This window comes from Vibrio tasmaniensis (assembly GCF_024347635.1).
Classification (GTDB): domain Bacteria; phylum Pseudomonadota; class Gammaproteobacteria; order Enterobacterales; family Vibrionaceae; genus Vibrio; species Vibrio tasmaniensis.
Window position 1 is genome coordinate 591846 of sequence record NZ_AP025511.1, and the last position, 15904, is coordinate 607749.

Genomic DNA, 15904 nt, shown 5'->3' on the forward strand with positions numbered 1-15904 from the left:
AGATCACAAATGGCCGCTCAAAGCGACCATTAAATATTATTCTAATACATTGTTTTTAAACAATTAACTCAGCTAGCTAATTAGCTCTTAGCAACGTTGGCAATGCCTTCAAGCTGTAGAACTGGGGCAGCGTCGATGTCTTCTGCGTTCATCATTGCAGACACTCTTTGCATCGAAGAAAGCAGCAGGCTTTGCTCCCACGCTTCTAGATTTTGGAATTTTTTAACGAAGTTATCTTGTAGCGGTGGTGGCGCATTATTAAGTAGCTCTTGGCCTTTCTCCGTCAAATTCGCATGAACTTTACGTCGATCAGCAACACTACGGATACGCTGCACATAACCATTAAGCTCTAGACGATCGATGATCGTCGTTGTCGTCGCTTGACTCACATTAGTTTGATTAGACAATTCTTTGATCGTCACATTACCCATCTCTTGGATTGCGCGCATTAAAATCAATTGAGGGCCCGTCAAACCATACTCTTTACTCAGCTTTTTCGAGTGTAAATCGATAGCGCGAATAATTTGGCGAATAGCGACCAAGATTTCGTCATGTTTATCCAAGATGCAGACCTTTGTACTAATATACTGTGAGTGACTTTACAGTGCCGTGGCGATGAGATTTTCCAAACTGAACAGCTTAGGAACGCTCGAATTACACTGTAAATTGATAATTTACTTCATTGATTTTTCCGCATTGTACTGATGTTAATACTATTCTCAATCTTTTCTATACCACTAAACTTGCGTGGTACGGCACTTTTGCTTAATGAAGGGGGAATCAAAGCTTCAATGAAGACAAAAATAATGAGTCAGAGAATACAAACTCAAAGAATAATATATTTTAATAATCATAGAGGTAGAGAGACTTAACCCTCTCCACCCAATAAAAAACCAGCCCCAATAGCTAAGCTGAAAAACGAAACTTTACGCGGCTGTATTCATCTGAAAGTTACCAGTAAGCGCATTATAAAATTCACTGTTATCCAAAATACCGACCAGTTTATTGTCTTCCACCAGCAAAATCGGGTGATTACTTAGCTGCTTCAGTTTAATCGCATCGCGCATGCCAATTTCCGGGCTTGCCACTACCACACTCGACGCGCTAATCGCGGTTAGGTCGTCAGACTCGCTCCACTCAACAAGCGCTAAAGTCGATTCACCTTTCACTGATAAAGCACCTTCACTCTGTTCAATCCAGAGATCTTTAGAATCGCAGATCTTCCAGCTTTCATCCTCTTGCGTCAGTGAATCAAGAGGCTGCATCAAAGAGCGACCTTTAAGTACATTCAATGGATTGGTGTGAGCCACGAAATCTTTTACGTATTCTGTTTTTGGCGTCAGCACGATCTCTTCAGGCTTACCGTGTTGAATCAGTTTGCCTGACTCCATGATCGCAATGTTATTGCCAATCTTCAGTGCTTCATCTAGGTCGTGACTCACGAACAGAATCGTTTTGTTGAGTTTGTTTTGCAGCGTGATCAATTCATCTTGCAGCTGAGCACGAATCAGTGGATCAAGCGCCGAGAACGGTTCATCCATCAACAGAATGTCGGTGTCCATTGCAAACGCACGCGCCAAACCAACACGTTGCTGCATGCCGCCGGAAAGCTCATGTGGAAATTTGGTTTCCCATTCAGCTAGGCCGACCATGTCTAATTGTTCACGCGCTTTTGCACGACGAACATCTTTCGCTACACCCTGCATTTCAAGACCAAATGCTACGTTGTCTAATACGTTAAGCCATGGCATCAAAGCAAATTTTTGGAAAACCATTGATACGCGGTCAGTACGAAGATGACGCAGAGTCGCTTCATCACATTGCGCTAAATCGACTTGTTGGTCACCGTCTTTGATTGTCAGTGAACCACGGCTGATCTCATTCAAACCGTTAACTGCACGCAGCAAAGATGATTTACCAGAACCAGACAAACCCATCAATACACAAATCTCGCCTTCTTCCACCGTCAGCGACACATTGTCTACGCCGACAACTTGACCAGTTTCATCAATGATCTCTTGGCGAGTTTTACCTTGGTCGAGTAGCTCAAGTGCTTGTTTGGATTTATTACCAAACACAACATCGAGATTCTTAATGGTAATCGCGTCCATTGTCTTTTTTCCCTGAGAGTTAGACATGATTAAGCTTCCTTCTGGTTTGGTGTCTTACACAAGCGATCAAGAATAATCGCGACCAATACAATCGCCAGTCCGGCTTCAAAACCTTGTGAGATGTTCACTGTGTTCAATGCACGAACCACTGGTTTACCAAGGCCGTCAGCACCGACAAGAGCGGCGATAACCACCATCGAAAGCGACAACATAATGCATTGTGTGACACCCGCCATGATACTTGGTAAGGCTGCAGGTAATTCCACCTTCATCAGCAATTTCATTCGACTCGCACCAAACGCTTTACCCGCTTCAATCAACTCTTCAGGGACTTTGGTGACGCCTAAGTAGGTCAAACGAATTGGTGCGGCAATGGCGAAGATGATGGTCGAGATTAAGCCAGGAACAATGCCCAAGCCGAATAAAACCAACGTCGGAATCAGATACACAAAAGTCGGAACCGTCTGCATTAAATCAAGGATGGGTCTAAGCACGGTATATAACCAAGGGCGATGCGCGGCCATAATGCCAACTGGAACGCCAATTAATACGGAAATCGTTGTCGCTGCAAACACGAGGACAAAGGTTTCCAGCATTTCTTGCCAGTAGCCGAGGTTTAAAATGGTCAGCAAGGCTGCAACCACGAAAATCACAAGCGAGGGTTTACGGTGTAAGTACCATGCAATCGCCGCAGTAATAACGATTGGTAAAGCCGGTGGCATCCACTTAAATACATCGACTAAAAACATAATGACGGTTTCTAAAAAAATCGAAATAGCGTCAAAGAATCCTGCTGCATTGATCGTTAACCAATCAACACCCGCTTCCATCCATTGACCAACAGGGATTTTGTTTTCCGTAATAAAATTCACAGTATTGCCTTTTATTATGGGTGGGCTACTTCAAACCAATCGAACAATTGGTAAGCCCACCTTTTTTATTTATAGAGCTTTGATAAATAGATCGATAGCAAGGTAAAACTAAGCTTTAACTTGTTTTAGGTATTCAGTAACCGCTTGCGTCGCTGATTCACCTTTATGCGTTTTTACGTTGTCTAACCAAGCTTCAACTTGTTGTGGGTTAGCGTTTAACCACTGTTGCGCCGCTTTTTCTGGCTTCACTTTTTGGTTAAGAATCTCTTCCATCAACTGGTTTTCCATCTCTAGAGAGAACTCTAGGTTTTGCAGAAGTTGACCGACGTTTGCACACTCAGACACGTAGTTTGAACGAACATTGGTGTAAACATTTGCTCCGCCGTAGTTCGGGCCGAAGAAGTCGTCACCACCTGATAGGTATTCCATCTCAACGTTGCTGTTCATTGGGTGCGGTGCCCAGCCTAGATAAACGATCCACTGGCTACGACGAGCAGCGCGAGATACTTGCGATACCATGCCCGCTTCACTTGATTCAACTAAGCTGAAATCTTTCAAGCCAAAAGCGTCTGAGTCGATCATTGACTGGATTAGACGGTTGCCATCATTGCCCGGCTCAATACCGTAGATGCGGTCTTTAAATTTGTCGGCATTTTTTGCTAGGTCAGCGAAGGTTTTTACGCCTGCGTCATACACGTATTTAGGAACAGCAAGCGTGTATTTTGCGCCTTCAAGGTTGGCACGCACAGTGTCAACCGTTCCTGCTTCGCGGTACTTCGCGATATCGCCTTCCATTGTTGGCATCCAGTTACCTAGGAAGACATCAATGTCGCCATTGGCCATTGAAGAGTAAGTGACCGGAACTGAAAGTAGGTCGGTTTTGGTTTTGTAGCCTAGACCTTTCAGTAGCTCTGAAGTGACAGCCGTTGTCGCGGTAATGTCTGTCCAACCAACATCAGCGAAGCGTACGTTTTCACATTGTTGTGGTTCGATAGAAGCGTTAGCACCAAATGCAAATGAACTGATGGCTAGTGCTGTTAACGTTTTTGTTGTCACTTTCTGAATATTTAGAGTCGTCATAATGGTTCCTTTTTATCTTTCCTTTTTCTACTCGATATCAACACCGATAGAGAGCAGTTCTTCTGACTTTTGACTTTTGACTAATTAGTTTTGTTATTTTTTGCTTGTTACTTGTTGTTTTTATTCTTTGCTATTTTTAGCCAATAACAGAGGCTTACGCTTCTCGTACTGGCTTATTGATTCTTTGTGTCTCTTCCCATTCCGGTGCTATCCATACCGGAACGTTTTGCTGTTTTAGAACGGGCTTGCCCAGAATCAGATCCGAGGCACGCTCAGCCACCATGATGGTGGGTGCGTTCAGGTTGCCGTTTGGAATAACAGGGAAAACAGACGAGTCGACAACACGCAGGTTATCAATGCCGCGAACACGACACTCTTCATCAAGTACCGCCATTGGGTCATCATCAGCGCCCATTTTGCAGCCGCAAGAAGGGTGATACGCACTTTCAACGTTCTGCTTAACCCATTCATCGATCGCTTCATCAGAAGTGACGCTAAGACCTGGCTGAATCTCCTCGCCACGGTAAACATCCATCGCAGGTTGCGACAAAATCTCACGCGTCAGACGAATACAATCGCGCCAATCTTGGCGGTCTTGTTCGGTCGAAATGTAATTGAAAATAATCTCTGGCTTGGCATGCGGGTCAGCCGAAGTGATCGCAACCGTACCGCGACTCTCTGGCTTGTTAGGCCCAACGTGTACTTGGAAGCCGTGACCATCAAAGGCCGCTTGTCCGTCGTAACGCATCGCTGCTGGCAGGAAGTGATATTGGATATTTGGCCACTTCAAACCTTTGCGAGAACGAATGAACGCGCACGATTCAAAGTGATTGGTAGCACCCAAACCTTTACGAGTCAGAATCCACTCTGCTCCAATCATGCCCTTGCTGATCAAGCCAAGCTTGCTGTTGAGCGTGATGGGTTCGTTACAGTGGTATTGGAAGTACACTTCTAGGTGGTCTTGTAGGTTTTCACCGACACCACTCAGCTCGTGTTTCAGCTCAACACCTGCCTTTTCAAGTACCGCTTTCGGGCCGATACCAGAAAGCTGCAGCAGTTGAACCGAGCCAATAGAGCCCGCAGAAGAGATCACTTCTTTGTTCGCTACCGCGACTTGGGTATTACCTGACTTTTCAAACTCGACACCAACCGCTTTCAAGCCTGATTGACCTTCTGATGACTGGTCTTTTACGACGAGTGCTTCAAGTAAGAAACGACGCGCCACGATGCCTTTTTTCAAGGTAAGGTTTGAACGCTTCAATGCACGACGCAGATAAGCGTTAGAGGTTGAGGCTCTAACACCCTTGTCTACCGTCATATGCATGGTGCCGAAGCCTTCTTGCTGGTAGCCGTTGTAATCTTGTGTTTCTGGGTAACCTGCGTCTTTACCTGCATCAATGAATGCTTGGTAAAGCGGGTTGAGCTCCATATCGTTACCGTTACAAGTGCCGACAGGGCCATTGTCGCCACGATATTCGTCACCACCTTTATTCCATGATTCAGCACGGCGGAAGTAAGGCAAGCAAGCTTGGTAATTCCAACCGGCTGCGCCCTCTTCTTCCCATTGGTCAAAGTCACAAGCGTGGCCACGAACATAAACCATGCCGTTGATCGATGAGCTGCCACCCAACACCTTGCCGCGTGGACAATGCAGTTCACGTCCATCAAGGCCCGGTTCTTGTTGAGTCTCGAATTGCCAAGCGTACTTTTCAGTATTCATCGGGTAAGAAAGCGCAGTCGGCATTTGGATAAAAATACTCTTATCCGTACCACCCGCTTCCAGTAATAAAACGCTATGTTCACCGCTTTCCGTTAGCCTATCCGCTAACACACAGCCGGCCGAACCCGCGCCGACGATAATATAATCGTAGCGTTGTTCCATGTTTTGATTTCCCTGAGATGAGTCAGTGGAGCTAGCTCTGTTAAGCTAGCTCATAAAATTGAGTGTTACGCGTTAGGCATAAGGGCTGGCGTAGTCGCCAAGTTCAATAAGAATGCTCTTAGTCTGCGTATAGTGGAGTAGAGTCTCTGGTCCGTTTTCACGGCCAACACCTGAAAGTTTGTAGCCACCAACAGGCATTTCTGCAGGTGAGTCACCCCATGTATTAACCCAACAAATACCCGCTTGCATTTGATGAATAACACGGTGAGCGCGAGAAAGGTTTTGCGTGAATACGCCAGCAGCAAGACCATATTGAGTATCATTAGCACGACGAATCACATCGTCTTCATCAGTGAACTTCAACACCGACATAACAGGGCCGAAAATTTCTTGCTGCACGTGAGGCATGTCGTCATGGCAATCTGTGAATACCGTAGGAATAACAAAGTTGCCGTTTGCTAAGCCGTTGTCCGTCACTTGGTAACCGCCAGTCAGCAATGTAGCGCCAGACTGTTTTGCTAGCTCAATCGCTTCAAGGACTTTTGAAAGATGTTCTTTAGAAATCAACGCACCGATCTGAGTCTCCATATCCATCGGGTTACCAATGATGAGCTTTTCAGTGCGTGTTTTAAGTTGGTCGATAAATGCGTCGTAGATGTTTTCGTGTACATAGACACGAGTACCATTAGTGCACACTTCGCCTTGGGTGTAGAAGTTAGCGACCATCGAAGCTGACACCGCATCGTCCAATTTCGCGTCATCAAAGATGATCATGGGTGATTTGCCGCCGAGCTCCATCGTTACAGACTTGAGTGTTTTTGCACTGTCTGACATTACCGCTTTGCCTGTACCGGTTTCACCCGTGAACGACACTTTAGCGATGTCGGGGTGAGCTGTTAGCATTTGGCCCACTCGGTAGTCACCTTGAACTACGTTGAATACGCCATCAGGAAGGCCAGCTTCGGTGAAGATTTCAGCAAGCTTAAGTGCCGTTAGCGGGGTTTCTTCGGAAGGTTTGAAAATCATCGCGTTACCCGCAGCCAATGCGGGAGCCGATTTCCACATCGCGATTTGAATAGGGTAGTTCCACGCGCCAATGCCTGCACAGATGCCAAGCGGTTCACGACGAGTGTAGAAGAATTGAGATTCACTAAGGGGTTGTTGATCGCCTTGTAGCGTAGGCGCAAGGCCTGCGAAGTATTCAATCACATCGGCGCCAGATGCCACATCCACTTCAATCGCTTCTTGCAGTGGCTTACCCGTATCAACAACCTCAAGGTTTGCAAGGTCATTATTTCGAGCTCTAAGTATCTCTACCGCCTTTAAAAGAATACGACTGCGTTCTACGGCTGTCATTGCTGACCATACCGCAAATCCGCGCTTCGCCGATTCAATCGCATTTTCAACGTCAGCTGAAGAAGCTTGGCCAAGCGTTGCGATAGGTTCGCCGTTTGCAGGGTTAATGCTGACGAAAGTTTCGCCTGAGGTAGCGTCAACCGCTTTACCATCGATGTATAACGAGTTCATTTCCATTTGATCTTCTGACTTAATTATTGTTGTTAGACTCTATCGGTCTATGTATTTGTGAATGCATATCGTTGTTGAGAGCGAGCCTTTTGAGCTCACTCACTAGAATTTTTGATGACTCATTAATCGCGCTGACACGAGTAAAACGTAAGCTGCTTGTCTAAGTAGTCATTGATGATTGCACGAGCTTTATCGGCGTTAATGCCTTCAGGATTGAGCGTCCCTCTCAGCCAGATGCCATCAATTAATGATGCGATGCCGTGTGCGATCAATTCCGCTTGATCAGGTTGAAAAATCGATTTTAATTCAATAAGTAAGTGAGAAATCAAACGCTTTTCATTCACGCGCTGAAGACGCTTGAGTTGAGCGTCATGCATCGAATAAGACCAGAATGCGAGCCATGTTTTCGACACTTTATTTTCCGCTTGATAGCCTTCGAAATTACCGTTGATGATAGCGTTGATCCTTTGCTGGTGAGCATCAGCAGGGAGCGCATTTAATTCTGTTGTTACGGTATTCGAAAGTTGACGCAGTATTTCTCGCATGGTCTCTTCAAGCAGGCCATGTTTCCCACCAAAATAGTGATTAATGATCCCTGTCGACACGCCCGCCTCTTTGCTGATAAGAGCAATACTCGTAGCATGTAAACCCACTCGATCAATCACGGTCATCGTAGCTTGGACGAGCTGTGGTTTGCGTATATCAGGCATCCCTACCTTGGGCATTTCTTAGTCCTTTTATTTTTCATTGAACGTTCAGTTAAATATAAAATGACAGAAATTTAATTAGGGTTCAAATGATTATTTAAAACAAACTCGTAACAACACACTATTCAAAATCAAATAAGTCATTTTAAAACAATGCTTTAAATATCATTTAGACCACTAAATAAAATCATTAAAGATTTGAGGTGTGATGGTTACGGGTCAAAAGTTTTTGCTTGGAAAGAGCAAAAAATAAATCAGTAGGAATCCGTGTAGACACTTTTTGAGGGGAAGTGGGAAGGTAGTATCAATGAGTCTTTATACTGAAATTTAAGACTAGGAAATCTACACTCAACATAAGTGACGAGTAAATAAAGGAACAAAAAAGGTTGGTGACAACAACGTCATCACCAACCTTCTCAAATCGCTTCTATTTTAATCCGAGCTTAAGCTACTCAATACGTGTAATGAAACCGTACTTATCAGAGTCTGCTTTGGTCATCCAGTGCTCACCAGCAGCAGGTGCAGAATCTAAAGTGAAGATATAGAAGTCTATCCCTTTTTCTCCCATCACCTTTTTAAAATAGGTCGCTTGCTGACGATGACTCTCATTGGTGTATGGGAATTCTTTGGCCGTTTTATTCCCTTCAGCCCAACTATGCACACCCACCTGCTTATTCAGTTCAATGGCCTTGGTAGTATCAGCGCGTTGCAAAATACGTGAGTTGCCAGCAGCAAATAGATCCGTACCACCCGAGAAAACCGAACCCGTTGGAGTCACAACCGTCGTCATCTTGCTGTTATTGATCATGCGCCCGGTGTACATGTTGATTTCATCATCAGCACTGCCACCGATATGGTTAGTGAACTTCAACGTCATCTCACTGCCTCGGTATAACTTCACGATATCAAAAAGCTGAGAATAGGTTGATGCGCCTAGAGTGGAAGTAATGCGCTCAACAACGCCAGTCTCGTTGAGCACATCGCGGTAAAAAGCGTTGAAGGCAAACGATGTGGTAATGGTGACTTTATTACCATTTTTGGATTTACTCAGAATCGTCGAACCCAGGCTCGTCACGTATTGCGACAACTCGTTTTGGTATTCAAGCTTAACGGAGACTTTTTTATCCTTCGTCATTGCTTTTATTGACGTAGTATCATTAGAAGTAAAGCGCAGTGCTGCATCACAATCAAATAGATCCAAGCCCTTGCTCTCTGTATAAATACCACAACTATCAAACCCAGCTTCAGGAAAGTACAGATCAACACTTTGGCCTAAGCCATCCGAAAGCTTAATCACTTTTTGCTTATCACTAATGTCTTCAGCAAACTGAATTTTTTCATACAAAATACCATCGTAAGAGAGCTTCATATGTAGTGGCATAGTTAATTTGGCCACCTGATTAAGAGGTGATGTATGATCATCTCGATACTAAAACAGGTGACATTATGACTAAGCGTGAAAGACGCACTTTTAACCCAGAATTTAAACTTGAATGCGCTCAGCTAGTGCTTGACCAGGGACGTTCCTATAAAGAAACCTGCGAAGCAATGGGGATTGGAAAAACTACGTTAGAAAGCTGGGTAAGGCAACTCAAAGCTGAAAGAGCTGGTAAGACACCAAATTCATCACCACTCACTCCAGAGCAAAGAGAAATTCGTGACCTTAAAAAGAAAATCAAACGCATTGAAGAAGAAAAGGAAATTCTAAAAAAGGCTACGGCTCTCTTGATGTCAGACTCCCTGAACGGTTCTCGATGATCGAGAAACTCAAGAAGAGTTATGCTGTGAAACGGCTTTGCGAAGTGTTCGGGGTTCATCGCAGTAGTTATCGTTATTGGGCAAATAGAGATAAATCTCTGTCGTCAGAGCATGTGCTTGTTCGTGCCGAAGTTCGCCGATCTTATGAGCTGAGCAATGGTTCCGCTGGAGCGAGAACCATTGCTGACATAGTCACAGCAAGAGGTATTCGACTTAGCCGTTACCGAGCAAGTAAGTTCATGAAAGAACTAGACTTAGTCAGTTGCCAGCTAGCAAAACATACGTACAAAAAAACACAGCAGGAACATGTTCATATACCTAACCGGTTAAATCGTCAGTTCGCGGTGACTGAGCCGAATCAAGTCTGGTGTGGCGATGTGACTTATATCTGGACGGGGGAGAGATGGTCTTATCTAGCCGTTGTTATTGACTTGTTCGCACGAAAAGTCATCGGTTGGGCAATGTCTAACTCACCAGATAGTGTATTGACTGGCAAGGCGCTGACCATGGCCAATGAGAGCCGCGGAAGGCCGTCTGGTGTAATGTTCCACTCGGATCAAGGTTGCCACTATACGAGTAAAAAATATCGTCAGTTGCTATGGAGATATCGAATCACTCAAAGTATGAGTCGTCGAGGGAACTGTTGGGATAATAGTCCTATGGAGCGAGTGTTCAGAAGTTTAAAAACGGAATGGGTACCAAAGAATGGCTATAGAAGTTTTACAGAGGCACAGAAAGCAATAACGGATTATTTGGTTGGTTATTACAACCAGCATCGTCCACATCAATACAATGGTGGATTAACACCAAATGAGTCGGAACGACAGTTTTGGTTCCCTTATAAAACTGTGGCCAGTTTTACTTGACCACTACAATAGCCTCTTCTTGGAGCTCTTGCCTCTCTTGATACAATTCACCAAGTTTAGCTGAAGAAAATACGTAGTCAGCCTTAGGTTTCTTTTGCGAAATGGTGGTTGATTGTCCCGCGTTTGAACTTGAATTACAGCCAGCCAAGAGAGCCAAAGGTAACGCTAGCCACGTATTTCGATAGTATTTCATACCATTATTCCCCAAAATTTTGATTGGAGAAATTCTATTGGTTAACAATTAAATTATCTGTCGTAACTATGTAATGGAATGTATTTCATCTATGTCCTCGCCCCCTTCCTTGCTAAAAACACTCACCTCAGAGTGCAAATCAACTCATAAGACCAGTTACACGAGCTTACATTCAGCCACTCTAAAATTATATATAATGCTAACAAATCATCAACAAGCCACATGGAAAGCCACTTCAGTAGTGTCAGGCAATTAAAAATATCAATAAAGGTAGACAATGAAGCGTTCACTATCTTGGACCATTATTTATCCAATCATAGGAATAGCACTTGCTTGTATTTTACTATTCTCTTTAATATCGACCGTTATCCTTGAAGATTTCGTTCAAAAAGTGTCGGTTGAAAATGCAAAGAACTATGTGACTACATTTCATAGTATTCGTAACTATTACTCATCAAATGTCGTTCAGAAAGTTGTTGATAGTAAAGAACTCGTGGCAACAGCCCAGCACCAATCCTTAGAGAACAGTATTCCGGTTCCTGCTACCTTCTTAATCGAAATGCTTGATAAATCTGATAAAGATCTCACCATCACGACCTCGTTTACCAGCCCTTATCCTTTTAAAAACCGTCAAGGTAGGCTTTTTGACGAATTTCAACAACGGGCGTGGGTAGCGATTAACAAGAAACCAGATGAGTTCTACGTCGAGTTTGTACAAGAGCAAGACAGAACCCGAGTACGCGTCGCTCGGGCAGACCGCCTCTATGACCAAACTTGTGTAAACTGCCACAATAGCCACCCCGACTCTCCTAAACACGATTGGGAACTCAACGATGTACGAGGGATTCTCGAGGTAAATACAGTTGTAGATGAATGGCTAAAATATGGAAAGATGATCAATCAATCTTTGATGTCTATTAGCATAATCAGCTTTATGACGGTGATGTTTATTAACTTTGCCATCGCTCGTCGAGTATCGACTCCGTTAAAAAACATCACTCGCTCTCTTAGTTTATTGGCACAAGGTAAAGAAGAAAGTGCATCTTTACCACCAGCAAAATATTACGAGATAACGGAACTACAAAGTGCTTTTTCTAGCCTTTATGATAAAGAGCAGCAACGTAGAGCATTAACAAAAGAAATCGAAACACTGGCTTACTATGATTCGCTCACTAAGTTGCCGAACCGTCTTGGGTTTTTGCGATCGCTTGATGAGTTGCTCAATAAATACAAAGAAAAAAATGAACGCGTCACCGTGTTAATCATTGATATTAAACGTTTTAGAGATATCAACAATACACTCGGCTATAAAGCCGGGGACACAATCTTGCTTCATCTAGCCAACCGCTTATCCGCATGCACAACCATGGTTGATTTTAATTTAGCTCGATTGGATGAAAATAAGTTCTGTATTGCTGTACCTGCAAAAGAACACAATGGTAATGAAGGTGCGGATGCTTTTTTTGCTATGTTGATTGATATGGTTTCAAATGAAATTATCATTGATGATAACAAGATAAAACTAGTGGCTAACCTTGGTGCAACCTGCAGTTCAAATGGCGCACAAAGCAGTTCTGAAATGCTCATTCAAGCGAACATCGCTCTATATGTATCCAAAGAAAAAGGCGATGACATTACGGTTAAGCATCAGCCTGAACTATCAAATGCTACGTTGCGACGTATAGCATTAATCAAAGAGATAAACAATGCGATTGAAAACAGAGAATTTATTCCTTATTACCAACCTCAGCTTTGCTTAAAGACCAATCGTATCATTGGTGCCGAAGCGCTGATGCGTTGGAAAAAAACAAATGGAGACCTCGTAAGGCCTGACCTTTTTATAGAGCTGGCAGAGCAATCCCACTTAATAATTCCAATGGGTGCTCATATTTTTGAACAAGCTACCTCTGATTGCCAACAGTGGCAGAAACATAAAGCGCTTGCTGGTGTAAAGGTTGCCGTTAATATTTCGAGCATTCAGTTTTCCGAACAGAACATTTTAGACCTGACACAACTAACCTTAGAAAAGACTGGCCTTTCTCCGAATTTACTGGAATTAGAAGTAACAGAAAGTGCCATGTTGGGTGATGTGTCGAAGGTCGTGGCTGTATTGAATGACTTAAAGAAGTTAAAAATTGAAATAGCGTTAGATGATTTCGGTACTGGTTATTCATCTCTTAGCTATTTGAAACTACTCCCTATCGATCGATTAAAAATAGATCGAGAGTTTGTAAAGGACTTACTTAACAACACCAATGACCAAGCTATCTTGAGCATGATTTGTAAGCTCGCAACCGAACTCTCACTCAATGTACTTGCCGAAGGCATTGAAGAAAAAGAGCACCTTGATTTTTTAGACCACGCCGGGTGTCACGAAGTACAAGGCTTCTATTTCGCAAAACCAATGCCACTAGACGATTTTGTTCTGTTTGCCAAAAATCATAACTCGGAACAGAGAAATACGCATGCTTAGGTTCAAACCGTAGCCTTAATATTTAACTTAAAATCCAATTAAGTTCCAACCAGCCGTGAAACCTCTTTAAAAAAGATACTTCATGGCTGGCTCTTTTGTTATTAAATCAAAAACTCGACATTAGAGCTCCCATTTCCGGCTTTCTTCGCCAACAGACTAAAACCCCCTTTTAACCTACTGAAAAACCCAAGCAAAAATCACAAATCGGCATTGAACTAGCGTGGAAAGTGTTTAATCATTCGCATCAGGAATTTCTTCGTGACGCATTTGCGATTAATATGCAACAACAGTAACCACCAAGATTAAATGCGGTCACGTAATCTCAATAAATTAAACGCACAACAAGGCTGATAACGGAATGACAAAACCTAAAATGATCATCGTTGAAGACGATTTGAAACTTCAGCGAATGCTAAAGGATTACTTTGTAGCGCAAGATTTTGATGTTACCGCGTTAGATGACGGCAGTGATGCCTCGCAGATAATCCTTGCCGAACAGCCAGATATCGTATTATTGGATTTAATGCTTCCTGTAACTGACGGACTGACAATTTGCCGACAGACCCGTACGCTCTTTAAGGGTAAAATTTTAATGCTCACCGCCAGCGATGATGACTTTGATCACGTCGCTGGTTTAGAGACTGGCGCTGATGATTATGTCACCAAGCCAATAAAACCAAGAGTTCTGTTGGCAAGAGTCCGCTCGCTATTACGACGTCAAGAAACCAATACACCTATAGTTGATGATTCAAGTTGCCTTCAGTTCGATCAGCTTACGCTAAAAAACACATATAAAAAGTGTCAACTTTCAGGTTCGGTGTTATCACTGACTGACAGTGAATTTGATCTACTTTGGCTGTTAGCATCCAACCCAGATACTCCACTGTCACGTGACTACTTAACTCAGACGCTGCGTGGGATCGAGTACGACGGGATCGACCGAACGATTGACAACAAAGTGGTGCGTTTGCGAAAGATACTTGGTGATGACAAAACACCAGCAGATAAAATTCAGACCATTCGCGGAAAAGGTTACTTATTTGTTTCGACCGCCTGGCATTAACCGCGCTCAGTACGGGCGCAATGAAAGAGAGCGATTATGCGACGTATCTATTTGGAGTCCCTACTAGGGCTGTTAACTTGCTTTATTGTTGGTCTTCTCGCCTACGAGATTTGCGTCTATCAGCTCAATACCGACTATGAATATATATTGCAAGATTACGAAGCAACGGCCCACCAGCAACTCATAGAAAACATTGCTAACAATCAAGGATTTGATGCCGCCCACCAAGCAATAAATCAGTTTGTAGACACCACCCGTAATACCCTCGTTACGTTCAATCAAAATGATGAACTACCGACTCCTGTTTCTGATTTCTTTATAGCTCACCCCAATAGCCTTATTTTTCACGATGAGTATCGAGAGCTCTGGTTTCGCTTAGCTGGCACTGAAAACACTTATCACTACCAACCCAACGACGAGTCGCTCGTTCGTCAAAAAATAGAGCTTGAAGACAACCTACTTTGGGTATTCTTTGTCGCGAGCTTCATCGTGTACGGTTTAGGTCACCTGATAATTATTTTCCGACGGGTCAAAAAGCTCGAAACTGCCACATTGCGCTTTTCTGAAGGTGACCTATCTTCACGAGCAGAGACTTCCGGCGGCAGCGCCATTGGTTCATTGAATAAATCCTTTAATCTGATGGCCGACCGAATTCATCGCTTGATTGAGAGTAATCGCTCGCTGACCAACGCGGTAGCTCATGAACTGCGAACGCCAATATTCCGTATTCAATGGCAAGCGGAAATGCTTAAAGACACGCCACTCAACAAGGAGCAGCAAGGTACTATCGAAAGCATTGTTGAAGACACAGAAGAGATGGAAAAAATGGTCGATGAGCTACTGTATTACGCAAAACTCGACAGTTGTGACCTAGATAACTTACAACAGCCATTAGAAATAAGAGATTTTCTCGATCACGCCATGAGTCGTTGGAACAAAGAGACGGAACTTAATATTGACCTATCACTACCAGAAAAGCCTCGCTTGATATTAGCGGATGATACGCTGCTTAACCGCGCGTTAGATAACCTAGTACGTAACGCGATGAAATTCGCACGCTCACAAGTTTCGATTGAAGCAACCGTGTACCAAGATAAGCTTAAAATCGCCGTGCATGACGATGGAGATGGCGTAGCAAAAGAGCACCGGGCTCGCCTATTCGAACCTTTCTATGTTGGAGATAAAGCGCGTAACAAAGCCAAGAGTGGCCATGGTCTAGGGCTTTCTATCGTCAAGAAGATCTGTGTTCAACACGGTGCAACAGTGCAAGTTGCGCAAAGTAATACTTTAAAGGGCGCCGTATTCATTATAGCCTTTCCACTGTGTAACGATTCGACTGACAAACCCATACAGTAACGACCAATCATCTCTG

General features: G+C 43.7%; 11 protein-coding genes and 2 pseudogenes. 4 read left to right on the forward strand and 9 right to left on the reverse strand.

What is annotated here, in order from left to right; genetic code table 11:
• Window positions 1-80 precede the first annotated feature (80 nt).
• From OCV44_RS16970 to OCV44_RS17005, 8 genes and pseudogenes are all read right to left on the reverse strand, one after another.
• Window positions 81-563 (reverse strand): MarR family winged helix-turn-helix transcriptional regulator, encoded by a 483-nt coding sequence (locus tag OCV44_RS16970; RefSeq protein ID WP_017111207.1) that lies wholly within the window; start codon window positions 561-563, stop codon window positions 81-83.
• A 363-nt stretch (window positions 564-926) separates the two neighbouring features.
• The gene (gene choV / locus OCV44_RS16975) at window positions 927-2138 is read right to left on the reverse strand and encodes a choline ABC transporter ATP-binding protein (protein ID WP_139683681.1); all 1212 of its coding nucleotides are present in this window, start codon (window positions 2136-2138) and stop codon (window positions 927-929) included.
• Between the two features lie 2 nt (window positions 2139-2140).
• Entirely contained in the window at window positions 2141-2983 is an 843-nt protein-coding gene (choW, locus tag OCV44_RS16980) for a choline ABC transporter permease subunit (protein ID WP_012600072.1), read from the reverse strand.
• Between the two features lie 108 nt (window positions 2984-3091).
• Window positions 3092-4063: a choline ABC transporter substrate-binding protein gene (locus OCV44_RS16985; RefSeq protein ID WP_139683680.1), complete on the reverse strand. Its 972-nt coding sequence runs from the start codon at window positions 4061-4063 to the stop codon at window positions 3092-3094.
• 154 nt (window positions 4064-4217) lie between these two features.
• Entirely contained in the window at window positions 4218-5945 is a 1728-nt protein-coding gene (betA, locus tag OCV44_RS16990; RefSeq protein ID WP_139683679.1) for a choline dehydrogenase, read from the reverse strand.
• A gap of 72 nt (window positions 5946-6017) precedes the next feature.
• On the reverse strand, window positions 6018-7478 hold the full coding sequence (betB, locus tag OCV44_RS16995) for a betaine-aldehyde dehydrogenase (RefSeq protein ID WP_139683678.1): 1461 nt from the start codon (window positions 7476-7478) through the stop codon (window positions 6018-6020).
• Window positions 7479-7594: 116 nt separating this feature from the next.
• Window positions 7595-8197: a transcriptional regulator BetI gene (gene betI, locus OCV44_RS17000; RefSeq protein WP_139683677.1), complete on the reverse strand. Its 603-nt coding sequence runs from the start codon at window positions 8195-8197 to the stop codon at window positions 7595-7597.
• A 430-nt stretch (window positions 8198-8627) separates the two neighbouring features.
• A pseudogene (locus OCV44_RS17005) lies at window positions 8628-9548 on the reverse strand (alpha/beta hydrolase); the annotation flags it as partial.
• 77 nt (window positions 9549-9625) lie between these two features.
• Between OCV44_RS17005 and OCV44_RS17010 the strand changes: the two are divergent.
• A protein-coding gene (locus OCV44_RS17010; protein ID WP_249631935.1) for an IS3 family transposase occupies window positions 9626-10803 on the forward strand; the annotation gives its coding sequence in 2 pieces (ribosomal slippage) (window positions 9626-9884 and window positions 9884-10803; 1179 coding nt in all).
• A gap of 16 nt (window positions 10804-10819) precedes the next feature.
• Here OCV44_RS17010 and OCV44_RS17015 read toward each other — a convergent pair.
• A pseudogene (locus OCV44_RS17015) lies at window positions 10820-10996 on the reverse strand (alpha/beta hydrolase); the annotation flags it as partial.
• A 277-nt stretch (window positions 10997-11273) separates the two neighbouring features.
• Here OCV44_RS17015 and OCV44_RS17020 point away from each other — a divergent pair.
• The 3 genes from OCV44_RS17020 to OCV44_RS17030 all read left to right on the forward strand — a co-directional run bounded on the left by OCV44_RS17020 (window position 11274) and on the right by OCV44_RS17030 (window position 15888).
• Window positions 11274-13469: an EAL domain-containing protein gene (locus tag OCV44_RS17020; protein WP_139683675.1), complete on the forward strand. Its 2196-nt coding sequence runs from the start codon at window positions 11274-11276 to the stop codon at window positions 13467-13469.
• Window positions 13470-13827: 358 nt separating this feature from the next.
• Window positions 13828-14532, forward strand: a complete 705-nt coding sequence (locus OCV44_RS17025; protein ID WP_139683674.1) for a response regulator — start codon at window positions 13828-13830, stop codon at window positions 14530-14532.
• A 36-nt stretch (window positions 14533-14568) separates the two neighbouring features.
• A complete protein-coding gene (locus tag OCV44_RS17030) occupies window positions 14569-15888 on the forward strand; it encodes a sensor histidine kinase (protein ID WP_139683673.1) in 1320 nt (439 codons plus the stop codon).
• The last annotated feature ends 16 nt before the right edge of the window (window positions 15889-15904 follow it).